The sequence below is a fragment of the Pseudomonas sp. NPDC096917 genome (assembly GCF_044762555.1).
Taxonomy (GTDB): Bacteria; Pseudomonadota; Gammaproteobacteria; order Pseudomonadales; family Pseudomonadaceae; genus Aquipseudomonas.
This window is the reverse complement of record NZ_JBIWEO010000019.1, coordinates 1-24,073: the sequence shown is the minus strand read 5'-3', so window position 1 is coordinate 24,073 and position 24,073 is coordinate 1. Positions and strand designations below refer to the sequence as shown.

The window sequence follows — 24,073 nt, the reverse complement described above, 5'->3', positions numbered from 1 at the left end:
GGTGCAGGCTGCGATCTTTTGATCTTTTAAAAGATCGCAGCCTTCGGCAGCTCCCACACATGGCCTCACCGCACCAAATGCAAGAACTGCATGTGGCGTTCGTACTGGTCGAGGATGTCGTTGATGATTTGCTCTTTGGTATAGCCGGTCAGGTCATAGTCCTGACTGCCTTCGGCCAAATGCACTTCAGCCCGGTAATAACGGCGGTTGCGCAGTTGCTCTTTTTTACCAAAGCCACCACGTGCGAACGACGGTGTGAAGTAGCCGCGCATCTGTACCTGGTAGATGAACGGATGCTCCTCGCCATGACCGATTTCCAGACTGACATTGTCGTTGGCCGGATCCGGCTGAGTGACAACGCTCAGGCCTTTTTCGCGGAATACCGCGCTCACCTCTTCAATAGCCGGGCGCACGGTGGAATCCATAAAGCGGTACACCTCGTCACGTGACGGAAAGTGCACGGCCTGGCTCAAGCGCTGACGCCAGCCACCCCGGCGCGAGTGAGACACGGGCGCCAATGAGTGCGTCTGGGCGATTTTCTTCTGCGACTCAAGGTAGAACGCCTTGTGCAGGCCCCACATCATGAGCAGCAAGATCAGCGAGAACGGCAGCGAGGTCAGTACCACCGCCGACTTGAGCGCATCAATGCTGCCCGAGAACAACAGCGCGCTGGTCACCAGCGCAGTCATCGCGCCCCAGAACACCCGCAGCCATTTTGGACCATCTTCGTCGGCGTTGTTGCCACGCGCCGAAAGCGTCGACAACACCACTGTGCCGGAGTCGGCCGAGGTCACGAAGAATACAAAACTGATGAACACCGTCACGGCGATCACCGTTTTGCTCCACGGGTAGGTTTCGAGCAGCAGGTACAACGTGCGCGACGGGTCGTCGATGGCCGACTGGCCGAGAGCAACCATGCCGTGGTTGAGCACTTGATCGATAGCGCTGTTGCCGAAGATCGACATCCACGCCAAGGTGAAGCCCAGCGGGATCAGCAGCACGCCAAACACGAATTCGCGAATGGTGCGGCCGCGGGAGATACGCGCAATGAACAGGCCCACAAACGGCGACCATGCGATCCACCAGGCCCAATAGAACACGGTCCAGCCACCCAGCCAGTCGCTCGGCTTGTCATAGGCATACACATCAAAACTCTTGGTCGGCAGCGCGCCCAAGTAGTCACCGATGTTCTGGATCAAGGTGTTGAGCAAGTGCTGGGTGGGCCCGGCGAACAACACAAACAGTAACAGCGCACAGGCCAGCAGCATGTTGATGTCGGACATCACACGCACGCCTTTGTCGACGCCCGCGATGGCCACCAAAATGGCGGCACCCATCATCAGGGTGATCAAGCCCACCTGAATCCATTGGGTATGGGGCACACCGAACAGATAGTCGAGGCCGGAGTTGAGGTGCAACACCCCAAAGCCCATGTCGGCCCCCAGACCAAACACCGTGGCGATGATGCCGAAGCCATCCACCGCATAGCCGATGGGCCCGTTGATGCGCTTACCGATCAGCGGGTACAGCGCCGAACGCAGGGCCAAGGGGAGGTTATGCCGGTAGGCGAAGTAGGCCAGCGCCATGCCGACAAAAGCAAACACGCCCCAGCCGTGGAGCCCCCAGTGCAGAAACAGCAACTCCATGGCCTGACGTGCGGCCGCGTCCGTACCCGCCGGGCCTTGAGGCGGGGCGAGCATGTGGGTGAGGGGTTCTGATACACAGAAGAAAAATAGCGTGATGCTGATCCCGGCGGCGAAAAGCATGCCCGCCCAAGACAGGTAACTGAACTCAGGTTCGTCGTGGTCGGCACCGAGCTTTATCTTGCCGTAGCCAGACAAGGCGGTGACGACCACGAAGATCAGATACAGGGTCATCGCTAACATGTAGTACCAGCCGACCGTATTGGCCGCCCAGGTTTGTGCAGCAAGCAGCCATTCCCCGGCCGCTTTTGGCATGGAGATAACCACCAGGCCGAAGATCAGAATGAACGCGGCGGCAAAGTAAAACACCGGCGGGTTCATGCGGATCACAGACGTCTGCGACGTCGCCGGTGCACTCATTGGATGTGCACCTTATTGAGGTGAAACGGGAGCAAAAAGAGCGAATTCGGCAAAGGTAAGCCTCCTGTTGTGAGCGGGCAGCGGACCACCGTTTAACTTGAACGAGTGTTCAAGTTAAACACGAATGGACTTTTAGGACTATTCGCTACCCCTGGCTACACGTGTCTTACGTTAGCTCATGGCAAGGTATGACACATGGCAGTGACCAACGTTCAGCCGTTATGGCTTGGGGCTATCAGGGAGTTGCCGAAGGCTGGAAGGTGGGGGTGTTTGAGGGGGTGAAAAAAATTTAAAAACATGCGAATGAGTCGCTCACTGATCAAAAAGCAGACAAATTCAACGCCCGCACTGCGCCCATCCAGATCGCATGATCGGTGTGATCAAGCAGGTCATTGCCCGTGTCGGGGTGCATAAAGATCACCAGCCCATGCCGGTTGATCGCCAGCCATGGCAGGACGATGCCGAGCAGCTCGGGGCCGAAGGCCAGTTGGCAGCTCCAGTCGGGGTGCGGGCCGACCGGGCGCTCGTGAACGCGGCCCATGCTGATGCCAAACCGGTGCGCGGCTTCTTCGCACAAGGCGCGCGCCTGCTCGACAGTGCTCGCATCAAAATAGACGTGGGCATGGTAGCCCTTGATTCGTTGCATATGCGCCTCTTAAAAAACGGTCTGTGGTCGCTGCCAACGACTGCGTAGCAACGCATTTTTTGAACCCTGCGCGATCCTTACACAGCCTTCATTCTTCGCCAGCACGTACATGCTAGGGTCTGCCTTATACATCTGCCCAACGAGAGCGTTATGCCCCGGCTCAACCGCGCTGACATCCTGCCATTTTTGAACTGGCTGCCCCAACAAACCCGCGCAAGCATAGGCCGAGATGCGCTGGTTGGCCTGAGCGGGGCAATTCTGGCACTGCCGCAGTCCATCGCCTATGCCTTGATTGCCGGTTTACCCCCCGAGTACGGGCTGTATGCGGCGATTGTGCCGGTGATAATTGCCTGCTTGTGGGGCTCGTCGTGGCATTTGATCTGCGGTCCGACGGCGGCGATTTCGATTGTGTTGTTTGCCAGTGTCAGCCCGCTAGCGGTGCCCGGTAGCCAGGATTACATCGGCCTGATTCTGCTACTGACGTTTCTGGCCGGGGTTTTTCAGTGGTTGTTGGGCCTGCTGAAATTTGGCGCGCTGGCCAATTTTGTCTCGCACTCGGTGGTGCTCGGTTTCACCCTTGGCGCGGCAGTGGTGATTGCACTGGGCCAGTTGCCCAATGTGCTGGGCGTTGATGTGCAGGGCAAGGCCACCGCCCTCGACAGCCTGTTGACGTTAATGCGCCATGTTCGCGACTTCGACCCCGCTTCACTGGCGCTGGGCGTGGCGACGGTGGTGCTGGGGGCAGCGCTCAAGTTGTGGCTGCCGCACTGGCCAACCTTGCTGATGACACTGGTGCTGGCAAGCCTCGCGGTGTGGCTGGCGCCGCAGGTGTTTGGGCATGTGCAATTGGTACAGGCATTCGTGGGCCGTCTGCCGCCCTTTAGCCCGTTGCCGTTAGATATTGAGACCGTTTTGCGCTTGCTGCCAAGCGCCGTGGCGGTGGGCATGCTGGGGTTGGTGACCAGTTTGTCGATCGCCCGCTCGTTAGCCGTTCGTTCGCAGCAGATGCTCGACGCCAATCAAGAAGTTCGCGCGCAGGGTGTATCGAATGTCGTCGGCGCACTGTGCTCGGGCTATTTGTCAGCGGGCTCGTTTACCCGTTCTGGGCTCAATTTTGAAGCCGGCGCCCACTCGCCACTGGCCGGGGTGTTTTCGGCGCTGTGGGTGGCGCTGTTTGCGATCACAGGTTCGGCGCTGATTGCCCACATCCCGATCCCGGCCATGGCGGGCAGTATTTTATTGATCAGTTGGGGGCTGGTGGACACGCGCGGTATTCGGGCGCTGTGGCGGGTGAGCCGCGCCGAGTTCGCGGTGATGGCGCTGACCTGCGTCGCCACCTTGCTGCTGGAGCTGCAAACGGCGATTTATGCCGGGGTGCTGGCCTCGCTGTTTTTCTACCTCAAGCGCACCTCGCGGCCGCGTATTCAGCAGTGGATCGACGGGGATGAAGAGATTTTGCGGGTCGGGGGCTCGATTTTTTTCGGTGCCAGCCATTACCTGCAAGTGCGTTTGCAGCGCACCCATGGCAAGCGGGTGGTAGTTGATGCACAACAAATCAACTTTATCGACTACTCAGGTGTTGAGATGCTCCACCAAGAAGCGCGCAGGTTGCTGGGGTTAGGCCGCAGCCTGACCTTGCGCGGGGCGCGGGCGCAGGTGGTTGAGGAATTGATCAAGCTGGAGGGGGCGGATAAATGCCCAATTCTATTTGAGGGGTAACTGATTGCCCCAAATCCGGTGGGAGCGGGCTTGCTCGCGATAGCGATCAGCGCAGTGCGTCTGAAGAACCGCGCCGCTTGCATCGCGAGCAAGCCCGCTCCCACAGTGGATATGGAGTGTTTAGCGTTACTGCGCCAGTAACCGGCGCAACTCGGCCAGCGCCGGGGCTGTGTCCGGGCGCACACCGCGCCATAAGTAAAAAGCTTCTGCAGCCTGTTCGGCCAACATCCCAAGGCCGTCCATGACCTGACCCGCGCCATGCTCAGTGGCCCACACGCAAAACGGCGTCGGCTCTTTGCCGTACATCATGTCGTAGCACAGGGTCTGACCCGGCTCGATCAGGCTGCTGGCAATCGGCGGCAGTTCACCGGCCAAGCTGGCCGAGGTGGCGTTGATGATCAAATCGACCGGCTCGTGCAGCCAGTCAAATCCACTGGCGGCCACCGGGCCCAGATCACTGAACAGTTCGGCCAGCACTTCGGCTTTTTCGACCGTGCGGTTGGCGATGGTCACCGAAGCCGGGCCTTGAGCCAAGATCGGCTCCAGTGCGCCACGTACCGCCCCGCCCGCACCGAGGAGAAGGATGCGTTTGCCCTTGAGGCTGAAACCCGCATTCACCGTCAGGTCGCGCACCAGGCCCGCGCCGTCGGTGTTGTCCCCCAACAAGGTGCCGTCTGCCAGTTTGCTCAGGGTATTCACCGCGCCAGCCCGTTGCGCACGCGGCGTCAGGCTGTTGGCCAAACGGTAGGCGTCTTCCTTGAACGGCACCGTGACGTTGGCTCCGCGTCCATGCTGAAAAAATGCCGAAGCGCAGCCGCTAAAGTCATCCAGCGGCGCCAGCAAGGTGTCGTATTGCATCGACTGCCCGGTTTGTTCGGCAAACAGGCGCTGCAATACCGGCGATTTGCTGTGGGCGATCGGGTTACCAAAAACGACGTAACGGTCCATCAGGTTCGCTCCTCGGGCTCTATCAGGCGTTGGCTAACCAGTCGCGGTCTTGCAGGAAGTAGTCAACCAGGCGCGCTTCGGCGCTGCCGGGCTCGGCTTTCCAGTCATAGCCCCAGCGCACTTGCGGCGGCAGCGACATCAGGATCGATTCGGTGCGCCCGCCCGATTGCAGGCCGAACAGAGTGCCACGGTCGTAGACCAGGTTGAATTCAACGTAGCGCCCGCGACGGTATTCCTGGAATTCGCGCTGCTGGGTGGTGTAAGCGTCGGCTTTGCGGCGCTGAACAATCGGCAAATAGGCGTCGATGTAAGCGTCGCCAATGGCACGAATGAAGGCGAAGCACGTGTCGAAGTCCCACTCGTTCAGGTCATCAAAGAACAGGCCGCCGATGCCACGCGGCTCGTTGCGGTGCTTGATGTGGAAGTAGCTGTCGCACCAGGCTTTGTAGCGCGGGTACACGTCGGGGCCAAACGGTGCACACGCTTGCTCGGCCACGCGGTGCCAGTGCACGCAGTCTTCTTCGACGCCGTAGTACGGCGTGAGGTCGAAGCCGCCACCAAACCACCAGACCGCCTCTTCGCCTTCTTTTTCAGCGATGAAAAAACGCACGTTGGCGTGGGAAGTCGGTACATGCGGGTTGTGTGGGTGGATCACCAGCGACACACCCAGGGCTTCAAAGCCACGGCCCGCAAGCTCTGGGCGATGAGCACTGGCCGAGGGCGGCAAACCGCTGCCAAACACGTGAGAAAAGTTGACGCCGCCTTTTTCAATCACATGGCCGTTTTCGATCACACGAGTACGACCGCCGCCGCCCGCTGGACGCTCCCAGGCATCTTCAACGAAGCGCGCGCCGCCGTCTTCGGTTTCCAGAGCTGAGCAAATGCGGTCTTGAAGGTCGAGCAAGTAGGCTTTTACGGCCTCGGTGCGGGTAGACATGACATCACCTTTTTAGGTCAAAGCTACGCGGCACTTCGTCTGAGCGGGCCGGCGGCAAAGGGCGGCTAGCATACCACCGCAGTCGACCTCGCCACAGTTGACGAAGATCACGGTAAAGCGTTGGATAGGGCCTTCGTCAATTCAGCGAGGACAGTGCAGATGGCTAAGCGTATCCAGTTTCGGGCCCACGGCGGCCCAGAAGTGCTTGAGTATGTCGACTACCAACCCGCCGCGCCCGGCCCGCAGCAGGTGCGGGTGCGTAACCAAGCCATCGGCCTGAACTTCATCGATACCTATTACCGCAGTGGCCTGTACCCATTGCCTGAGCTGCCGTCTGGTCTGGGCAACGAAGGCGCAGGCGTTGTCGACGCCATCGGCAGTGAGGTGCACAACGTTAAAGTGGGCGACCGTGTGGCCTACGGCACTGGCCCTCTGGGAGCAAACAGCGAATTGCACGTGTTGCCTGCTGCGAATGTGGTGAAGCTGCCCGACGATATTTCGTTTGAGCAAGCGGCCGCCGTGATGCTCAAGGGCCTGACCGTGCAGTACTTGCTGCGTCAGACGTACGAGTTAAAAGGCGGCGAAACCGTGCTGTTTCACGCCGCTGCCGGTGGCGTTGGCTCGATTGCCTGCCAATGGGCCAAGGCGCTGGGCGTAAAGTTGATCGGTACGGTCAGCTCGGCAGAGAAAGCCGCCCATGCCAAAGCACTGGGCGCTTGGGAGACCATTGATTACAGCCATGAAGACGTGGCCCAACGGGTGCTGGAGTTGACCGGCGGCAAGAAGGTTGCGGTGGTGTACGACGGTGTCGGCAAAGACACCTGGCTCACGTCGCTGGACAGCTTGGCGCCACGCGGGCTGATGGTCAGTTTCGGGAATGCGTCGGGGGCGGTGACCGGGGTAAACCTGGGGATTTTGTCGCAAAAGGGCTCGCTGTACGTGACCCGGCCCACGCTGGCGAGCTACGCCAACAACGCCGAGAACCTGCAAAAAATGGCCGATGAGCTGTTTGAGATGATCCGCAGCGCCAAGATCAAGGTTGAAATCAGCCAGCGTTTTGCGTTGAAAGACACTGCCAAAGCACACATTGAATTGTCGGCCCGCCGCACCACGGGCTCGACGATTTTGCTGCCGTAACCCACCACCTGTAGCCGCTGCCGCAGGCTGCGATAAGGGCCGAAGGACATTCGCTTTTAGAAGCAGGGGCCGCTACGCAGCCCATCGCAGCCTTCGGCAGCGGCTACAGGGTTTAGGGGTGAAGCGTTCAGGAGGGGCGCACAACCTTGCCGGTCGCCAAATCACGGATCAGGCTCGGGTTTTTACGCCCACCTAAATTGCCGCCCAACACGTAATCAACCTGCCCTCGAAAGTACTGCTCAACCTTCAGTCGCGTCCGCGCCGCCGGTAAACCCGCTGGGTTGGCTGAAGTCGAGACGATTGGCCCTACCAACGAGCACAACTCGCGCACCTGCGGATGATCGCTCACCCGCAACGCCACGGTTTCGTGTTGACCGGTGATCCACTCCGGCAATAAGCCCTGATGCGGCACCAGCCAGGTGTTCGGCCCCGGCCAGGTGCTGGCCATGCGGTCGAGCCACGCTTGCGGGAAGTCTTCGAACAAAAAGTCGAATTGGCGAACGTTGTCGGCCACCAGAATCAGGCCTTTGTCCACAGGTCGAGATTTAATCGCCAGCAAGCGCTCCACCGCTTCTTCATCCCAGGGGTCGCAACCCAACCCCCAGACAGCTTCGGTGGGATAGGCGATCACCGCGCCTGCGCGAATGGCTCGTGCTGCTTGTTGGACGCGCCAGGTGCTGAGCATTGAATGTCTCCAAATAGTTACTGGGCGCAGTGTACTTAGCTGGCGCGAGCAAACCAACGCCCGCCCTCAAGCACTACGTGCCCGTCGAGCTCCAATTCGGTCAGCGCGGCCAGCAGCCGGGGCAAATCCCAACCGCTGGCACACACCAGCGCTTCACTGGTGTGGGGCGCTGCCTGCAATAATTTCACTAATGGATGACAGCTGTGAGTAAACAATTCAGGCGTAGGCAACGGCATCGAACGCCAGCCGCGCAAGCCTTCTAGGATGTGGTCGACGGTTTCAACCAAAGTGGCGCCATCACGGATCAGTTGATGACAGCCCCGCGCGCCGGGGTGGTGGATAGACCCCGGCAAGGCGTAAACCTCGCGACCTTGCTCGGCGGCCAGGCGGGCAGTGATCAACGAACCGCTGGCCACACTGGCCTCAACCACCAATACGCCCAACGACAAACCGCTGATGATTCTGTTGCGTCGCGGGAAGTTGGCCGACAGCGGCCCGGCATCCAGCGGGAACTCCGAAACCACTGCGCTACCGCTGTTGATCATGGCGTCAGCCAGCACACGGTGACGCTGTGGATAAAGTTTTTCCAGTCCGGTGCCCAGTACTCCAATTGTCTGCCCGCCAATGTCTAGTGCAGCCTGATGCGCGGCCCCGTCGATGCCCAGCGCCAGCCCGCTGGTGATCACAAAACCTGCGCCAGCCAGACAACGCGAAAAGGCCTCGGCGGTGTCCAGCCCCGGCCTTGAGGCCCGGCGGCTACCCACCATCGCCAGTTGCGGCTTTTCCAGAATGGCAGGGTCGCCAGCCACGAACAGCAACGGCGGTGGGTCTTTGATTTCGCCCAGCAACGCCGGGTAATCGGACTGATCATGCAACACCACATGGTGCTTGCAGCCCTCAAGCCAGCGCATTGCAGCGCTGGCACCGTCACGGATTTCAGGGCTGCGACGCGCATCGCTGCTCACCGCTGGCAGCCCCAATGCCCGCCACGCACTGGCGGGTGCGCTGAGCGCCGAACTGGCCGAGCCAAAGGCCCGGAACAGGCCGTGATAACGCTGCGGGCCTACCTCGGGCAAGCGATGCAAACGCAAACGGGCTTCCAGCTCTGCCGGGGAAATATCTGACATCGACATGGGATCATCCTTGATCTGTTTCAGCAGCTTTACGAAAAGAACAACCTGTGGATAAGTCTGTTAACAAGTTGTTTGGAAACCGCTGGGAAAAACCGGGTTGCATACCCGACCGGTCCTTGAAATAACGCTTCAAAACCCAACCTTAGTTGAACGTTGCGCATAGGCCGTACACATTGGTTTCAAGCTGCGACACGCCACGGCTGGCGCCCACGACATGCAGCTGGGCAGCAAGTCGTTTCATCCGGTGTTGAATCCCTTTATTATGTGCGCTCGCGTGAAACGCCAGAGCCCGAGCGGGCTCTCTCTGAAGGAGACGTTTTGCACAGGTTGCCGAGTCTTCAAGACCCCCTGACAACCGTTTTTGAATCTTTCACACAGTGCCCCAATCAAACTTATGGCTATTTTAAACATCCTCGAATTCCCAGACTCGCGTCTGCGCACCATCGCCAAACCGGTGACGGTTGTGGACGACAGCGTCCGTCAGTTGATCGATGACATGTTTGAAACCATGTACGAAGCGCCTGGCATTGGTCTGGCCGCGACTCAGGTCAACGTGCACAAGCGCATCGTGGTCATGGACCTGAGCGAAGACCGCAGCGCGCCGATGGTGTTTATCAACCCCGAGTTCGAAACCCTGACCGACGAGATGGGCCAGTACCAGGAAGGCTGCCTCTCGGTGCCGGGTTACTACGAAAACGTTGATCGCCCGCAACAGGTCAAAATCAAGGCGCTGGACCGTGATGGCAAGCCGTTTGAAATGGTCGCCGAAGGCCTGTTGGCGGTGTGCATTCAGCACGAATGCGACCACCTTAACGGCAAGCTGTTCGTCGATTACCTGTCTACGCTCAAGCGTGACCGGATCAAGAAGAAGCTGGAAAAGCTGCACCGCCAGAACGCTTGATCCCAACATCCAAATATTGACGCGGCTCTTGTAGCCGCTGTCGAGGCACGAGGCTGCGACCGGGCGCGAAGCGGCCGTAATCCAAGCTCTACGGACATGCCTGATGTACTCTATCGCCGAGTTTTGCGACGGCTACGCAGTCGTTCGCAGCCTTCGTACCTCGTCAGCGGCTACAGGTATCTCGAAGGATTATTCCCGCGCGTCCCCCCCATTCCAAGTGAGTAATCCATGACTGAGCCACTGCGCATCGTCTTTGCTGGCACCCCCGAATTTGCCGCTGAACATCTCAAGGCGCTGCTCGACAGCCCATACGAGATCGTCGCGGTGTACACCCAACCGGATCGTCCGGCCGGGCGCGGGCAAAAGCTGATGCCAAGCCCGGTCAAGCAGTTGGCGCTGGAACACAACATTGTGGTCATGCAGCCGCCAACCCTGCGCGCTCCAGAAGCGCAAGCTGACCTTGCGGCCTTAAAGCCAGACCTGTTGGTGGTGGTGGCGTACGGCCTGATCCTGCCGCAGGTGGTGCTGGATATTCCGCGTCTGGGCTGCATTAACAGCCACGCGTCATTGCTGCCACGCTGGCGCGGGGCGGCACCGATTCAGCGCGCAATCGAAGCGGGCGACACCGAAAGTGGCGTGACCGTGATGCGCATGGAGGCGGGGCTGGACACCGGCCCTATGCTGCTCAAGTCCGTGACCCCCATCACTGCGCAAGACACCGGCGGCAGCCTGCACGACCGTTTGGCCGAACTGGGGCCGCCTGCCGTACTCGAAGCCATCAAGGGTTTGGCCGCTGGCACGCTGCATGGCGAAGTGCAGGACGACACTCTGGCGACCTACGCCCACAAGCTGAATAAAGACGAAGCGCGCCTCGACTGGAGCCGCCCGGCGGTTGAGTTGGAGCGTCTGATTCGTGCCTTCAACCCATGGCCAATCTGCCACAGCACCCTCAATGGCGAAGCGCTGAAAGTGCTGACCGCCACTCTGGCAGACGCGAAAGGCGAGCCAGGACAGATCCTCGCCGCCAGCAAAGACGGCCTGATCGTCGGCTGTGGCGAAGGCGCGTTGTGCCTGACACGTCTGCAATTGCCAGGCGGCAAAGCGCTGAACTTCAGTGATTTTTTCAACAGTCGTCGTGAGAAATTCGCCGTTGGCACCGTTCTGGGCGCCGCGCAATGAACCCGCGTCTGGCAGCCGCCAAGGCACTGACCGCCGTCCTCAACGGCAAGGCATCGCTCAACAGTTCGCTGCCGCTGCAACTGGACAAGGTTGAAGTCCGCGACCGTGGCCTGACCCAGGATCTGGCGTTCGGTACTGCGCGCTGGTATCCGCGCTTGTCAGCGCTGGCCAACAAGCTGTTGCAAAAACCCTTCAAGGCCGCCGATGCAGACGTTGAAGCGCTGTTGTTGGTGGGGCTGTATCAACTGCTCTACACCCGCATTCCGGCCCACGCCGCGATTGGCGAAACCGTGGGCTGTGCCGACAAGCTGAAAAAGCCGTGGGCCAAAGGCCTGCTCAACGCCGTGTTGCGCAACGCTCAGCGCGAAAGTGAAGCCTTGCTGGCCGAGCTGGAGCACGACCCGGTGGTGCGCACCGCCCACCCGCGCTGGCTGCAAAAGTCGCTGAAAGCGTTCTGGCCGCAGCAGTGGGAAGCCATCTGCGCGGCCAACAACGCCCATCCGCCGATGATTCTGCGGGTCAATCGCCGCCACAAGACCCGCGATGCCTACGTGCAGTTGCTGGTTGAAAGCGGCATCCAAGCGCAACCGTGTGTGTACAGCCAAGATGGCATCGTGCTGGCCGAAGCGTGCGACGTGCGCAACCTGCCGGGCTTTGCCGAAGGCTGGATCAGCGTGCAGGACGAAGCCGCGCAATTGGCCGCCGACCTGCTGGATCTGGCGCCCGGTCAACGCGTGCTCGACGCCTGTTGCGCACCCGGCGGCAAGACCTGCCACATTCTTGAGGTTGAGCCCAAGCTCGCGGGCGTGGTGGCGGTCGATCTGGAAGCCAAGCGTTTGGTGCGCGTGCGTGAAAACCTTGAGCGTCTGGGCCTGAGTGCCGAGCTGATTGCTGCCGATGGTCGCGACACCGCGACCTGGTGGGACGGCAAGCCGTTCCAGCGCATCCTGCTGGATGCCCCGTGTTCGGCGACGGGCGTTATTCGCCGTCACCCGGACATCAAGCTGACCCGCCAACCGGACGACATTGCCGCCCTTGCCACCTTGCAAGGCGAGTTGCTGGACGCGATGTGGCCTACGCTGGAAGTCGGCGGCATCCTGCTGTATGCGACGTGCTCGACCTTGCCGACCGAAAATACCGAGGTCATTGAAGCCTTTTTGGCCCGGACACCGGGTGCACGGGAGCTCGATATCGCTGGGCAGTTTGGTATCAAGCAACCGCACGGGCGCCAGCTGTTGGCGCAAGAGGGCGGGCATGACGGTTTCTACTACGCCAAATTGATCAAGATCGCTGCCGCTCGCGGCTAACGGCTAGAACAGGGAATGACGGCATGAAAATCATCATCCTCGGCGCAGGACAGGTCGGCGGCACGCTGGCTGAGCATTTGGCCAGCGAGGCCAATGACATCACCGTGGTCGACACCGATGGCGATCGCCTGCGCGATTTGGGCGACCGCCTCGACATTCGTACCGTGCAAGGCCGCGCCTCGCTGCCCAATGTGTTGCGCCAGGCCGGTGCCGACGATGCCGATATGCTGGTGGCAGTGACGAACAGCGACGAGACCAATATGGTCGCGTGCCAAGTGGCCTACACGCTGTTCCATACCCCGACCAAGATCGCCAGGGTACGCGAATCGGCCTACCTCACACGCGGTCAAGAGCTGTTCGATAACGACGCGATTCCGGTCGATGTGTTGATCAGCCCTGAGCAAGTGGTGACCAACTACATCAAGCGTCTCATTGAGCACCCTGGCGCCTTGCAGGTGATCGACTTTGCCGAAGGCAAGGCGCAACTGGTGGCGGTCAAGGCGTACTACGGCGGCCCGTTGATTGGTCAGCAATTGCGCCAGCTGCGTGAGCACATGCCGAATGTGGACACGCGGGTGGCGGCGATTTTCCGGCGCGACCGACCGATCACGCCGCGCGGCGACACGGTCATTGAAGCTGACGATGAGGTGTTTTTCATCGCAGCCAAAGCCAACATTCGCGCGGTGATGAGCGAAATGCGCCGGCTCGATGAAAGCTATAAGCGCATTGTGATTGCCGGTGGCGGACAGATTGGCGAGCGCTTGGCCGAGGCCATCGAAAGCCGTTATCAGGTCAAGATCATCGAGATGAACTCGGCCCGTTGCCGTTATTTGTCCGACACGCTCGACAGCACCGTGGTGCTGCAAGGCAGCGCGTCAGACCGCGACCTGATGCTTGAAGAGAACATCGCCGACGCCGACCTGTTTTTGGCCCTGACCAACGACGACGAGGCCAACATCATGTCCTCGTTGCTGGCCAAACGCCTGGGCGCGAAAAAGGTGATGACCATCATCAATAACCCGGCCTACGTGGACTTGATACAGGGCGGCGAGATCGACATCGCCATCAGTCCGCAGTTGGCCACTATCGGCACGTTGCTGGCCCACGTGCGCCGGGGCGACATTGTCAGCGTGCACTCACTGCGCCGAGGTGCAGCCGAAGCCATCGAGGCGATTGCCCATGGTGATTCGAAGTCGAGCAAGGTGATTGGCCGCCGTATTGGTGAAATCCACCTGCCGCCGGGTACCACGATTGGCGCGATTATTCGCGACGAAGAAGTGCTGATTGCCCACGACGCCACGGTGATCAATGCCAGCGACCACGTTATTTTGTTCCTTGTGGATAAAAAGCATATTCGCGACGTGGAGAAGCTGTTCCACGTGGGTTTGAGTTTTTTCTAAGGAGTCAGAGATGCTCGAATCACTGGAAAAAATGCTGGCCAAGGGTGTGGATAACTCTCTGCTGCGTTTCGGCCTGGGCAAGGGTTATCTGGACCTTGGGGATAACCTCAGGGCGGCGGAGCATTTGCAGCGCTGCGTAGCGTTCGACCCCAAGTATTCCGCAGCCTGGAAGTTACTGGGCAAGGCGCATCTGGCGGCGGGGGATCGCCATGCTGCGCGCACGGCGTGGGAACAGGGGCTTGCGGCAGCCCGGGCCCATGGTGACAAACAGGCCGAGAAAGAAATGACCGTGTTTGTGAAGAAGCTGGATAAGCAGCTTGGCTAAAGAGCCTGTAGTCGCTGCCGCAGGCTGCGATGGGTTGCGCAACAACCCTGCTTTTTGAAGGTCCTGCGGACCTTATCGCAGCCTGCGGCAGCGACTACAAGGCTTTCTAGTACCAGCGCGCCTCACCCGGCGGACGTTTTTTGAAGCGTTTCATGCTCCACATATATTGGCTCGGGTAAGCCCGTACGTACTTTTCCACCACTTGGCTCATGGCCGCGCACGCTGTTTCGGTGTCGGTGCTGTACATGGCTTCTGGCGCGGCTTCCAATATCACCTTAAAGCCCGAGCCGTCCGGCAGGCGCACCGCGTGCAGGAACACGCCCACCGCTTTGCCACCCGCCAGCATGTTGGGCACGAACTTGCTGGTCAGAGCCATAGTGCCCAGGAACGGCACAAAAATACCCGCGGACTCTGCAGGCTCCGGGTCGGCCGGAATGCCCACCTGGCCGCCTTTGCGCACTTCTTTGATGACACTCAAAATGCCTTCTTTAGTCGACGCGGCTACGCGATTGCCGAGCTGTACGCGTTGTTTGCGCAGCAGTTCGTCGACGGCCTTGAGCTTGGGCGGGCGGTAAAAAATGATCGGTTTGCACTGGCTGCAATAGAAGTGGTTGAGCACTTCCCAGTTGCCCAAATGGCTGGTGATACCGACCACGCCTTTGCCCGAGGCGAGGGCGTCTTTGAGCACGTCCAGGCCCTCGACTTCACGTACCAGGTCAATCGAGCGCTGAGCGGGCCAGATCCAGGCGCAGGCGCTCTCGGTCAGGCTTTTACCGATGTCTTTGAGGCTTTGGCCGACCAGTTGCTCACGGGCAACCGGGTCCATTTCAGGGAAGCATTTGGCCAGGTTGATGCGCACCACTTCGCGGGAGCGATTGGGCAGTTTCCACATCAACCAGCCGATGGCCGAGCCCACGCGTTGTACCGCGCCCCACGGGAGCATGGCAAACGCCCTTAAAGCCCCGACCAGCAAGGCGCCTTTAAACTTTTCCACAGGGTTTTCTCTCACAAAAATCGTAAATACCCTGTGGGAGCTGCCGAAGGCTGCGATCTTTTGATTTGAAAGATCGCAGCCTTCGACAGCTCCCACAAAGTTTGCGTAGGGCAGACATTCTACCCGGCGTTGGACAGCTCAGCGTAGCGGTCGCACGTGGTGGCGTGGTCCATGACCATGCCGCTGGCCTGCATGAAGGCGTAGCAGATGGTTGGGCCAACAAATGTAAATCCAGCTTTTTTCAACGCTTTGCTCATGGCTTCGGCTTCGGGTGTCACGGCCGGGAACTCATGGCGTACGGTGAAATGGTTGATCTTCGGCTGGCCGCCCACAAACGACCATAAAAACGCCACCGGGTCTTTCAAGGCCAGCCAGGCTTGGGCATTGCGCCGTGCACCGTTGACTTTCAAGCGATTGCGAACAATCCCCGGATCCAGCAACAAGGCCTCTATTTCTGCGTCAGTCATGACCGCCAAACGCTGCGCATCAAAGCCGAACATGACCTTGCGATAGTGCTCGCGTTTGCGCAAAACGGTGATCCATGACAAACCCGCCTGGAACCCTTCGAGCAATAACAACTCGAACAGCCCATGCGCATCGCGCAACGGCACGCCCCACTCTTGATCGTGATAGGCCACATACAACGGGTCGTCAGGGCACCAGAAACAACGTGGCATATAGGCTCCAAGAGGTGGAGGCGCGACCGAATCGGGTATACTCCCGCTCTTTAAATCGCAGCCCAAGAAACAGGTGAATTTGTGAGCCAGCCTACGCCAGCAGTGCGTACCTTCCAAGACTTGATCCTCGCCCTCCAGCAATACTGGGCCGAGCAAGGTTGTGTGGTGCTTCAGCCCTACGATATGGAAGTGGGCGCCGGCACTTTCCATACCGCCACGTTTTTGCGCTCTCTGGGCCCAGAAACCTGGAACGCCGCTTATGTGCAGCCCAGTCGTCGCCCGACTGACGGCCGCTACGGCGAAAACCCGAACCGTTTGCAGCACTACTACCAGTTCCAGGTGGTATTGAAGCCCAATCCGCCAAACTTCCAGGAGCTGTACTTGGGCTCCCTGAAGCACATCGGCCTGGACCCGCTGGTTCACGACATCCGTTTCGTCGAAGACAACTGGGAATCGCCAACACTGGGCGCCTGGGGTCTGGGCTGGGAAATCTGGCTCAACGGTATGGAAGTCACTCAGTTCACTTACTTCCAACAAGTGGGCGGCATTGAGTGCTACCCGGTAACCGGCGAAATCACCTACGGCCTTGAGCGCCTGGCGATGTACTTGCAAGGCGTGGACTCCGTCTACGACCTGGTCTGGACTGACGGCCCGTTCGGCAAAGTGACCTACGGCGATGTGTTCCACCAGAACGAAGTCGAGCAGTCGACTTACAACTTTGAACACGCCAACGTCGACAAACTGTTTGAGCTGTTCGATTTCTACGAAAGCGAAGCCAAGCGCCTGATCGAACTCGACCAGCCGCTGCCGCTGCCAAGCTACGAAATGGTGCTCAAGGCATCGCACACCTTCAACCTGCTGGACGCGCGCCGGGCTATTTCGGTGACGGCACGCCAGCAGTACATTCTGCGTGTGCGAACCCTGGCACGTTCGGTCGCACAGGCCTATCTCGAAGCACGCGCCAAGCTGGGCTTCCCGATGGCGCCACCTGATTTGCGTGATGAAGTGTTGGCTAAGTTGGAGGCTGCACAATGAGTGCTCAAGATTTTCTGGTTGAACTGGGCACTGAAGAACTGCCGCCAAAAGCCCTCAATACCCTGGCCGAAGCATTCTTGGCCGGTATCGAAAAAGGCCTGCAAAGCGCCGGTCTGAACTTCAGCGCGAAAAAAGTCTATGCCGCGCCGCGTCGTCTGGCCGTGCTGTTGACCCAACTCGACACGCAACAGCCTGATCGCAACATCAACATCGACGGCCCACCACGTCAGGCGGCGTTCGACGCTGAAGGCAACCCGACTCAAGCAGCCCTTGGTTTCGCCAAGAAGTGCGGCGTTGAGCTGAGCGAAATCGATCAAAGCGGTCCGAAACTGCGTTTCAGCCAGGTGATCGTCGGCAAGCCGACCGCCAGCCTGCTGCCGACCATCGTGGAAGACTCGCTGAACGACCTGCCCATTCCTAAGCGCATGCGCTGGGGTGCACGCAAAGAAGAGTTCGTGCGTCCAACCCAATGGCTGGTCATGCTGCTGGGCGATGAAGTGATCGACTGCACCATCCTTGCGCAAAAGGCTGGCCGTGACTCCCGTGGTCACCGCTTCCACCACCCTCAAAACGTGCGCATCACCGCGCCTGCCAACTACCTCGAAGACTTGCGCAACGCCCACGTGCTGGCAGATTTCAATGAGCGTCGCGAGCTGATTTCCAAGCGTGTGGCCGAGCTGGCAACGATGCAGGAAGGCACAGCCATCGTGCCGCCAAGCCTGCTCGACGAAGTGACCGCGCTGGTTGAATGGCCTGTGCCGCTGGTGTGCTCGTTCGAAGAGCGCTTCCTGGATGTGCCGCAAGAAGCCCTGATCACCACCATGCAGGACAACCAGAAGTATTTCTGCCTGCTGGACGTTGATGGCAAGCTGCTGCCGCGCTTCATCACTGTGGCCAACATCGAAAGCAAAGACCCGAAGCAAATCATCTCGGGTAACGAGAAAGTGGTTCGCCCGCGTCTGACCGATGCTGAATTCTTCTTCAAGCAAGACAAAAAGCAGACGCTGGAAAGCTTCAACCTGCGCCTGCAGAACGTGGTGTTCCAGGCGCAACTGGGCAGCGTTTTCGACAAGGCCGAGCGCGTGTCCAAGCTGGCCGCGTTCATCGCACCCCGCATTGGCGGTGATGCTCAGCGCGCAGCCCGTGCAGGCTTGCTGTCCAAGTGCGACCTGGCCACCGAAATGGTCGGCGAGTTCCCGGAAATGCAAGGTGTTGCCGGTTACTACTACGCCCTCAACGATGGCGAACCCGAAGATGTTGCACTGGCCCTGAACGAGCAGTACATGCCGCGCGGTGCTGGCGCTGAACTGCCGACCACCCTGACCGGTGCGGCGGTTGCAATCGCCGACAAGCTCGACACCCTGGTCGGCATTTTCGGTATCGGCATGTTGCCTACCGGCAGCAAAGACCCGTATGCACTGCGTCGCGCAGCGCTGGGTATCTTGCGCATCCTGATCGACAAGAAGCTCGACCTCGACCTGACCGAAGCGGTGAATTTCGCCGTGTCGGCGTTCGGCGCCAAGATCAAGTCGGCCGGTTTGGCGGATCAAGTGCTGGAATTCATCTTCGACCGCCTGCGCGCACGTTACGAAGACGAAGGCGTGGACGTGGCGACTTACCTGTCGGTACGTGCGTTGCAGCCGCGTTCGGCACTGGACTTCGATCAGCGTGTGCAAGCCGTTCAAGCGTTCCGTCAATTGCCGGAAGCTGCTGCGCTGGCCGCTGTGAACAAGCGCGTATCGAACCTGCTGAGCAAGATTGAAGGCAAGATTTCGACGAACGTTGAAGCCAAGTTCTTCGACAACGCCAGTGAGTTCTCGCTGTACTCGGCCATTCAGAAAGCCGACGAAGCGGTTCAGCCTATGGCTGCTGCCCGTCAGTACAACGAAGCACTGACCCGCTTGGCCTCGCTGCGCGAGCCGGTGGATGCGTTCTTTGAAGCGGTGATGATCAACGCTGAAGACGCCAGTGTGCGCGCCAACCGCTACGCGTTGCTGGCGCGGTTGCGCAGCCTGTTCCTGGGCGTTGCTGATATTTCGTTGCTGAGCTAAGGGCTGAATGTTGAAACTGCTGATTCTCGATCGGGACGGCGTCATAAATTATGACTCCGACGCTTACATCAAGTCTGTCGAGGAGTGGATCCCGCTTCCCGGCGCGATTGAAGCCATTGCGCAGTTGAGCAAGGCGGGCTGGACGGTCGCAGTCGCGACCAACCAGTCCGGCATAGCCCGCGGCTATTACGACATCGCCACCCTGGACGCCATGCACGAGCGCTTGCGTTCGTTGGTGGCCGAGCAGGGTGGTGAGGTCGGTCTCATCGTTTATTGCCCTCACGGTCCCGATGCAGGCTGCGATTGCCGCAAGCCCAAACCGGGCATGTTGCAAGCCATTGCCGCACATTACGGCGCTGATTTGGCCGGATGTTGGTTTGTCGGTGACAGTTTGGGTGACTTACAGGCTGCACACGCCGTCGATTCTCAGCCCGTTTTGGTAAAAACCGGAAAAGGCCTACAAACTTTGGCCAAAGTGTTACCGGTTAATACCCTAATATTTGACGATCTGGCGGCAGTCGCCGCAGAACTTATCCACAAATAAAGCAGGGTTGAACACGCGCCAGCTCGCTGCGCGCCAAATTGTTCAATCGTGCTTTATCCGCAACGGTAAAAGTCGCTATGTCGATACTGCAGGCCATCAGAACTTTTTTCTTTTACCTGCTGCTGGGCACCAGTTCTCTGCTGTGGTGCTCACTGAGTTTTTTTGTCGCTCCCTTTTTGTCCTTTCCGGCACGTTATCGCTTTATTAACGTGTATTGGTGCCGCTGCGCGTTGTGGCTGACGCGGGTGTTTCTGGGCATCAACGTTAAGGTCACCGGAGCTGAGAACATCCCTGAGCGCCCGTGCGTGATTCTGGCCAACCACCAAAGTACTTGGGAGACATTTTTTCTCTCGGCCTACTTTCAGCCGTTGAGTCAGGTGCTCAAGCGCGAACTGCTGTACGTGCCGTTTTTTGGGTGGGCGATGGCGATGCTGCGTCCGATTGCCATCGACCGCGAGAACCCAAAGGCAGCGCTCAAACACATCGCCAAAAAGGGTGATGAGCTGCTCAAGGACAACGTTTGGGTGCTTATTTTTCCGGAGGGCACACGCGTGCCGTACGGTCAGGTCGGCAAGTTTTCCCGAGGCGGTACAGCCTTGGCCGTGAACGCCGAGTTGCCGGTGCTACCGATTGCACACAATGCGGGCAAGTACTGGCCCAAGACTGGCTGGGCCAAACGCCCAGGCACGATTGAGCTGGTGATCGGTGAGCCGATGTACGCCAATGGCAGCGGCCCACGGGCCATTGCTGAGCTCAATGACCGGGTACAAGCCTGGAATGAAGACGCTCAACGGGCCATGGGTTCGTTACCACCTCTCGCCGTACCAGAAGAGACAACCGCAAGCTGATCGAATTGTGGATAACTTGTGCACAAGTTTTGGATTTCTTTGTAAAAACAGCCGTAACCTTATGATTTAAATGCTTATTTCAAGGTATGACTTTTTAGCAAAAAACGTGCATAAGTTTTTCTAAGGTATAAAAAACGATCTTGTGCTGAATGCCAGTCAGTAAAGCTAGCTAGCTTGACCTTTGGCCGTCAAAAATCAAAATCCGATGCCTCTGTAGTGGTCTCGGATTTTTTTTCGGCTTGTTCGCGCCGTTGCGCGCACAGGCAACATCGCCTCAACCCACCGCGCGGTCGACTAACTGGGCTCATTGATTGACCCGGCGCTAATCGGACAGTCTTTAAAACCATTGCTTTCGCCGTCACACAGCCAACACCAAGAACCTTGCTTGCCCCCCCAAGTTAGCGTCGCAAGCAACGCCATGAGAGCGGCGTCCTCGAGTGCTTATACGCCTGCGACAAGCCTGCCTGCAGGCCCGCGGGCTAGTTTCAGCATGCCTTCAAGGGTCTTAAGTACTGAATCAATCATCTATTAGTGCTGCGTTTTGTTTGTCTATAGATGAGTCAACCCGATCCGGCTTGGGGGTTGTTGCGGTAGTGCGCTTCTGAGTGTTTGGCGATACGACGGCCAAGGGCGTCGTAGTAGCAGTCCACGCTCAGGCGGTCGTCGTTGAAGGCCACCAGGCGGTCAAACAGGTCCCATTGCAGTTGGCTCAATCGACCGTTGTGCAGGCGCTTGGGGTCTTGCTCCAGCGGCCTTTGTGGCTGTTGCTGTTTTTCGTTGAGCAGGTTGCCCGCCGGGTCGAAGGCGAAGGTTTCGGTTTGCCATTTTCGTCCCCCTTATGTCCGGCGTGGCTTGCGGTCAGGCGTCCAAGCGGGTCGCGGTTCAACAAGTACGCTGACATGGGCGATACATTGTCCAATGTCGGTGATGTTGGGTTGTTAAAGAGTGATGAGTTGTGTGGTTAGCGGTGAGCCAATGCGTGGTAGCCATTCGCAATCAGGCTACCTCCGCAGGAGGTTTTCATGGCGACGAGTGCCACCGGAATGCTGTTGACTGAATAGGTGCTACTACCCGCAACAATCGGGAGTGATCCCTTGCCCAAGGGGTACATTACCAAGTTGCCTTTACCTGCTATGGGTTTGCAATTGAGGAGGGTGTTGGGGATGGTTTCGATCACTAATTCGCCGTGGTCGGCGGTGTAGCCAAGATAAAATCTTTAGCTCGTTTAATTATATTCGCTCTGAATATTAGTATGTTCCATGCACTTAAGATGATTGGCAGGTCAGTAGGCGTTTTTTTTGATTTTTTAGTTTTTTAGTTTTTTAGTTATTTTTATAATTTCATGCTTGTATTGAAATAGTGTAATTTTTTCTACTGAAATATTCTTTGAGTTCCATGGTTTAAGTGCCATTATTTCTTCGTTTTCAATGATAAAAAAAGCTGCCTGATCCCCGTCGAAGCTTTCAATGCCAATTGGTAGGCAGGAATTTCTAATATTTTGTGATACCAATGATATGAGTTCTCTGCTTAGGTTGTTGAGAGTGCATTTCTTAACTTTGTACTTGTTTAGGCGCGTGATTATATCTTCAAATGCACCTATCATAGTGTTTGTTAAAGTGACTTGATCAAAATCTCCAATTATTGTTGATGCGAACACAAATTGGCATCTTGAGAATATATGCTTTCTGTCGTTTGAGAGAAATGTATCCAGTTGCACGAATACTTCCTTCATTTTTTCTTTACTCCGCAAATACAGTCTTTTCTCATCGCGTTGAACCTTCTTTCGACTTCGGGTGGGAGTTGGACTCCGCGCCCCTGCGATGAGTCTCCGTTCCAGTGAACATTTCCGTCATTGCTATTCCCGAACCGGTGAATCACACCATCGGAGTCCATGGCATACCAATGTTTCCCTTCGGAGTCAGGTATTGCCCGCTTGTAAAGCTGCTCTGCGTTTTGGGGGATTAGTGATGTTTTTGATCCCCCGCCTCTGAAGTTTCCTGATGTGAGGTCATGATGGCCGGGGTTCTGATAGTTGGGTTTTGGTCCGTGATAGCGTCCTTGTTTGCTAATTCGGCTAAGCCCCAGCGGATCAACCCACCCCACTGGATTTGGCGCATACACAAACGGGTTCAACCCACCCGCATACCCAATCGGGTCTTTGCTGATGAACCGTCCCACCCTCGGATCATAGTACCGATAGCGGTTGTAGTGCAGCCCTGTCTCGTGGTCGTGGTATTGGCCTTGGAACCTGATCGGGTTGTTCAGGCTTTGTTGTTTGGCCGTGTCCGAACGGTGTTCAAGGATTTCACCCCAGGCTTTGTAGTCTGCGCTCCAGACGATTTGGCCGTTCTGGTCGGTCATTTCCTGCGGGGTGCCGAGGTGGTCGCAGTGGTACCAACTCAATACGTCGATTTTTTGTGCGACGGGTGTGTAGGTCCACAGCGGGTCGGTTTTTTGGCTGTACTCGCCGCTGTAGTCGGGCTGTTTGAGCAGGCGGATGTTGCCGTGCCGCAGGGCCTGGGCCACGGGCACGAAGGTGCCGGGTTCGTAGAGGTAGTGAACGGTGCGGCCGGTGTCGGTCTCGAGCAGCGGCGGGCAGTTTTCCCATGCCAGGGTGTCGCCGTCCCAGCCGTATAAGGTGTGGTCGCAGCCCAGTTCGCGTTGTTTGCGCGCGTGTTGGTTGATGTTCCAACCCGATCCGGCTTGGGGGTTGTTTCGGTAGTGCGCTTCTGAGTGTTTGGCGATACGACGGCCAAGGGCGTCGTAGAAGTAGTCCACGCTCAGGCGGTCGTCGTTGAAGGCCACCAGGCGGTCAAACAGGTCCCATTGCAGTTGACTCAATCGACCGTTGTACAGGCGTTTGGTCTGGTTGCCGCGTTCGTCGTATGCGTAGTGGGTGCCCACGTATTCGCGCAGCAGGTTGTCCATGAGTGTGCTGCGTTTGGGGTCTTGCTCTAGCGGTCTTTGTGGCTGTTGCTGTTTTTCGTTGAGCAGGTTGCCCGCCGGGTCGAAGGCGAAGGTTTCTTCGCCCAGGCGGCTGGTGGCGCTGAGCAAACGGCCAACGGGGTCGTAGCGATAGGCCAGTGGCCCACGGCGGCTGTCGTTGATGCGGGTCAGTTGGCTGGCGTGGTCGTAGGTGTAATCGCGCTTGAGCAGGCTGGCTGTGTCGTCGCTGCGGCTCAGTAGTTGTGCTTGCAGGCGTCCGGCCGGGTCCCAGCTCTGGCGTTGCAGCAGGTGGTTGCCTTGGTGGCGTGCAATTTCACGGTGCAGGTCGTCGCGCTCGTAGTTGACCAGTTCGTGTTCGTCGAACTTAAGACTCAGGACGTGGCCACTGCCGTAGGTCAGCCAACTGACGCGATGGCCATCCGGGCGGGTGGTGGCGATACGCTGGTTCAGGGGGTCGTATTCGTGCTGCCACACGCAGACGGTGGGGATTGATTGATGAAGGTAGTGCTGGTGTTCGCGCAGCAGGTTACCCGCCGCATCATGAAACCACTGCAAGCGGCTGTGCAGGTTGCTGGCCTGTAGCAGGTTGCCGTTGCCG

The 24,073-nt window shown here is 58.4% G+C and carries 22 protein-coding genes and 1 pseudogene; 11 read left to right on the top strand and 12 right to left on the bottom strand.

What is annotated here, in order from left to right:
* Nucleotides 1–65 precede the first annotated feature (65 nt).
* Together betT and ACIQYF_RS19670 are read right to left on the bottom strand one after the other, a co-directional pair.
* Entirely contained in the window at nt 66–2,063 is a 1,998-nt protein-coding gene (betT, locus tag ACIQYF_RS19675) for a choline transporter BetT (protein WP_402865162.1), read from the bottom strand.
* A gap of 319 nt (nt 2,064–2,382) precedes the next feature.
* Nucleotides 2,383–2,709: a DOPA 4,5-dioxygenase family protein gene (locus ACIQYF_RS19670; protein WP_402865160.1), complete on the bottom strand. Its 327-nt coding sequence runs from the start codon at nt 2,707–2,709 to the stop codon at nt 2,383–2,385.
* A gap of 150 nt (nt 2,710–2,859) precedes the next feature.
* Between ACIQYF_RS19670 and ACIQYF_RS19665 the strand changes: the two genes are divergently transcribed.
* Nucleotides 2,860–4,428, top strand: a complete 1,569-nt coding sequence (locus ACIQYF_RS19665) for a SulP family inorganic anion transporter (RefSeq protein ID WP_402865158.1) — start codon at nt 2,860–2,862, stop codon at nt 4,426–4,428.
* A 126-nt stretch (nt 4,429–4,554) separates the two neighbouring features.
* On the opposite strand, the gene aroE is transcribed toward ACIQYF_RS19665, so the two are convergent.
* On the bottom strand, nt 4,555–5,376 hold the full coding sequence (gene aroE / locus ACIQYF_RS19660) for a shikimate dehydrogenase (protein WP_402865156.1): 822 nt from the start codon (nt 5,374–5,376) through the stop codon (nt 4,555–4,557).
* 22 nt (nt 5,377–5,398) lie between these two features.
* Nucleotides 5,399–6,313, bottom strand: coding sequence for an oxygen-dependent coproporphyrinogen oxidase (gene hemF, locus ACIQYF_RS19655; protein WP_402865154.1), 915 nt, complete (start codon nt 6,311–6,313; stop codon nt 5,399–5,401).
* A gap of 159 nt (nt 6,314–6,472) precedes the next feature.
* Between hemF and ACIQYF_RS19650 the strand changes: the two genes are divergently transcribed.
* Nucleotides 6,473–7,450, top strand: coding sequence for an NADPH:quinone reductase (locus ACIQYF_RS19650; RefSeq protein WP_402865152.1), 978 nt, complete (start codon nt 6,473–6,475; stop codon nt 7,448–7,450).
* Nucleotides 7,451–7,577: 127 nt separating this feature from the next.
* Here the strand turns inward: ACIQYF_RS19650 and ACIQYF_RS19645 are convergent, their stop codons facing one another.
* Entirely contained in the window at nt 7,578–8,135 is a 558-nt protein-coding gene (locus tag ACIQYF_RS19645; protein WP_402865150.1) for an L-threonylcarbamoyladenylate synthase, read from the bottom strand.
* 35 nt (nt 8,136–8,170) lie between these two features.
* The gene (gene dprA, locus ACIQYF_RS19640; RefSeq protein ID WP_402865148.1) at nt 8,171–9,268 is read right to left on the bottom strand and encodes a DNA-processing protein DprA; all 1,098 of its coding nucleotides are present in this window, start codon (nt 9,266–9,268) and stop codon (nt 8,171–8,173) included.
* A 394-nt stretch (nt 9,269–9,662) separates the two neighbouring features.
* Between dprA and def the strand changes: the two genes are divergently transcribed.
* The 5 genes from def (at nt 9,663) to ACIQYF_RS19615 (ending at nt 14,380) form a co-directional block, all read left to right on the top strand.
* A complete protein-coding gene (gene def / locus ACIQYF_RS19635) occupies nt 9,663–10,169 on the top strand; it encodes a peptide deformylase (protein WP_402865146.1) in 507 nt (168 codons plus the stop codon).
* A gap of 228 nt (nt 10,170–10,397) precedes the next feature.
* Complete coding sequence (fmt, locus tag ACIQYF_RS19630; protein WP_402865144.1) at nt 10,398–11,348, top strand: methionyl-tRNA formyltransferase; 951 nt, start codon at nt 10,398–10,400, stop codon at nt 11,346–11,348.
* The gene (gene rsmB, locus ACIQYF_RS19625; RefSeq protein ID WP_402865142.1) at nt 11,345–12,655 is read left to right on the top strand and encodes a 16S rRNA (cytosine(967)-C(5))-methyltransferase RsmB; all 1,311 of its coding nucleotides are present in this window, start codon (nt 11,345–11,347) and stop codon (nt 12,653–12,655) included. The genes fmt and rsmB overlap by 4 nt, the downstream gene beginning before the upstream one ends.
* 23 nt (nt 12,656–12,678) lie before the next feature.
* A complete protein-coding gene (trkA, locus tag ACIQYF_RS19620; protein WP_402865140.1) occupies nt 12,679–14,055 on the top strand; it encodes a Trk system potassium transporter TrkA in 1,377 nt (458 codons plus the stop codon).
* A 10-nt stretch (nt 14,056–14,065) separates the two neighbouring features.
* Entirely contained in the window at nt 14,066–14,380 is a 315-nt protein-coding gene (locus ACIQYF_RS19615) for a tetratricopeptide repeat protein (protein ID WP_402865138.1), read from the top strand.
* 106 nt (nt 14,381–14,486) lie between these two features.
* On the opposite strand, the gene ACIQYF_RS19610 is transcribed toward ACIQYF_RS19615, so the two are convergent.
* Entirely contained in the window at nt 14,487–15,374 is an 888-nt protein-coding gene (locus ACIQYF_RS19610) for a lysophospholipid acyltransferase (protein ID WP_402865136.1), read from the bottom strand.
* Nucleotides 15,375–15,493: 119 nt separating this feature from the next.
* A complete protein-coding gene (locus ACIQYF_RS19605; protein WP_402865134.1) occupies nt 15,494–16,051 on the bottom strand; it encodes a DNA-3-methyladenine glycosylase I in 558 nt (185 codons plus the stop codon).
* An 81-nt stretch (nt 16,052–16,132) separates the two neighbouring features.
* Here ACIQYF_RS19605 and glyQ point away from each other — a divergent pair, with 81 nt between their 5' ends.
* The 4 genes from glyQ to ACIQYF_RS19585 all read left to right on the top strand — a co-directional run bounded on the left by glyQ (nt 16,133) and on the right by ACIQYF_RS19585 (nt 20,529).
* On the top strand, nt 16,133–17,086 hold the full coding sequence (gene glyQ, locus ACIQYF_RS19600) for a glycine--tRNA ligase subunit alpha (protein WP_003437964.1): 954 nt from the start codon (nt 16,133–16,135) through the stop codon (nt 17,084–17,086).
* A complete protein-coding gene (gene glyS / locus ACIQYF_RS19595; RefSeq protein ID WP_402865131.1) occupies nt 17,083–19,137 on the top strand; it encodes a glycine--tRNA ligase subunit beta in 2,055 nt (684 codons plus the stop codon). The genes glyQ and glyS overlap by 4 nt, the downstream gene beginning before the upstream one ends.
* A 7-nt stretch (nt 19,138–19,144) precedes the next feature.
* The gene (gene gmhB / locus ACIQYF_RS19590; protein ID WP_402865129.1) at nt 19,145–19,681 is read left to right on the top strand and encodes a D-glycero-beta-D-manno-heptose 1,7-bisphosphate 7-phosphatase; all 537 of its coding nucleotides are present in this window, start codon (nt 19,145–19,147) and stop codon (nt 19,679–19,681) included.
* A gap of 77 nt (nt 19,682–19,758) precedes the next feature.
* Nucleotides 19,759–20,529 (top strand): lysophospholipid acyltransferase family protein, encoded by a 771-nt coding sequence (locus ACIQYF_RS19585; protein WP_402865127.1) that lies wholly within the window; start codon nt 19,759–19,761, stop codon nt 20,527–20,529.
* 560 nt (nt 20,530–21,089) lie between these two features.
* Here ACIQYF_RS19585 and ACIQYF_RS19580 read toward each other — a convergent pair.
* From ACIQYF_RS19580 to ACIQYF_RS19565, 4 genes and pseudogenes are all read right to left on the bottom strand, one after another.
* Nucleotides 21,090–21,242 (bottom strand): hypothetical protein, encoded by a 153-nt coding sequence (locus ACIQYF_RS19580; protein WP_402865125.1) that lies wholly within the window; start codon nt 21,240–21,242, stop codon nt 21,090–21,092.
* A gap of 248 nt (nt 21,243–21,490) precedes the next feature.
* Nucleotides 21,491–21,721, bottom strand: a pseudogene (locus ACIQYF_RS19575) (PAAR domain-containing protein); the annotation flags it as partial.
* 114 nt (nt 21,722–21,835) lie between these two features.
* A complete protein-coding gene (locus ACIQYF_RS19570; RefSeq protein ID WP_402865123.1) occupies nt 21,836–22,246 on the bottom strand; it encodes a hypothetical protein in 411 nt (136 codons plus the stop codon).
* Between the two features lie 11 nt (nt 22,247–22,257).
* Nucleotides 22,258–24,073: RHS repeat-associated core domain-containing protein (locus ACIQYF_RS19565; protein WP_402865121.1), on the bottom strand; the 1,816-nt coding region annotated here is incomplete at its 5' end.

Coding starts and splice junctions, on each gene's coding strand:
- betT (WP_402865162.1), bottom strand. CDS start 2,063: ATGAGTGCACCGGCGACGTCGCAGACGTCTGTGATCCGCATGAACCCG.
- ACIQYF_RS19670 (WP_402865160.1), bottom strand. CDS start 2,709: ATGCAACGAATCAAGGGCTACCATGCCCACGTCTATTTTGATGCGAGC.
- ACIQYF_RS19665 (WP_402865158.1), top strand. CDS start 2,860: ATGCCCCGGCTCAACCGCGCTGACATCCTGCCATTTTTGAACTGGCTG.
- aroE (WP_402865156.1), bottom strand. CDS start 5,376: ATGGACCGTTACGTCGTTTTTGGTAACCCGATCGCCCACAGCAAATCG.
- hemF (WP_402865154.1), bottom strand. CDS start 6,313: ATGTCTACCCGCACCGAGGCCGTAAAAGCCTACTTGCTCGACCTTCAA.
- ACIQYF_RS19650 (WP_402865152.1), top strand. CDS start 6,473: ATGGCTAAGCGTATCCAGTTTCGGGCCCACGGCGGCCCAGAAGTGCTT.
- ACIQYF_RS19645 (WP_402865150.1), bottom strand. CDS start 8,135: ATGCTCAGCACCTGGCGCGTCCAACAAGCAGCACGAGCCATTCGCGCA.
- dprA (WP_402865148.1), bottom strand. CDS start 9,268: ATGTCGATGTCAGATATTTCCCCGGCAGAGCTGGAAGCCCGTTTGCGT.
- def (WP_402865146.1), top strand. CDS start 9,663: ATGGCTATTTTAAACATCCTCGAATTCCCAGACTCGCGTCTGCGCACC.
- fmt (WP_402865144.1), top strand. CDS start 10,398: ATGACTGAGCCACTGCGCATCGTCTTTGCTGGCACCCCCGAATTTGCC.
- rsmB (WP_402865142.1), top strand. CDS start 11,345: ATGAACCCGCGTCTGGCAGCCGCCAAGGCACTGACCGCCGTCCTCAAC.
- trkA (WP_402865140.1), top strand. CDS start 12,679: ATGAAAATCATCATCCTCGGCGCAGGACAGGTCGGCGGCACGCTGGCT.
- ACIQYF_RS19615 (WP_402865138.1), top strand. CDS start 14,066: ATGCTCGAATCACTGGAAAAAATGCTGGCCAAGGGTGTGGATAACTCT.
- ACIQYF_RS19605 (WP_402865134.1), bottom strand. CDS start 16,051: ATGCCACGTTGTTTCTGGTGCCCTGACGACCCGTTGTATGTGGCCTAT.
- glyS (WP_402865131.1), top strand. CDS start 17,083: ATGAGTGCTCAAGATTTTCTGGTTGAACTGGGCACTGAAGAACTGCCG.
- gmhB (WP_402865129.1), top strand. CDS start 19,145: ATGTTGAAACTGCTGATTCTCGATCGGGACGGCGTCATAAATTATGAC.
- ACIQYF_RS19585 (WP_402865127.1), top strand. CDS start 19,759: ATGTCGATACTGCAGGCCATCAGAACTTTTTTCTTTTACCTGCTGCTG.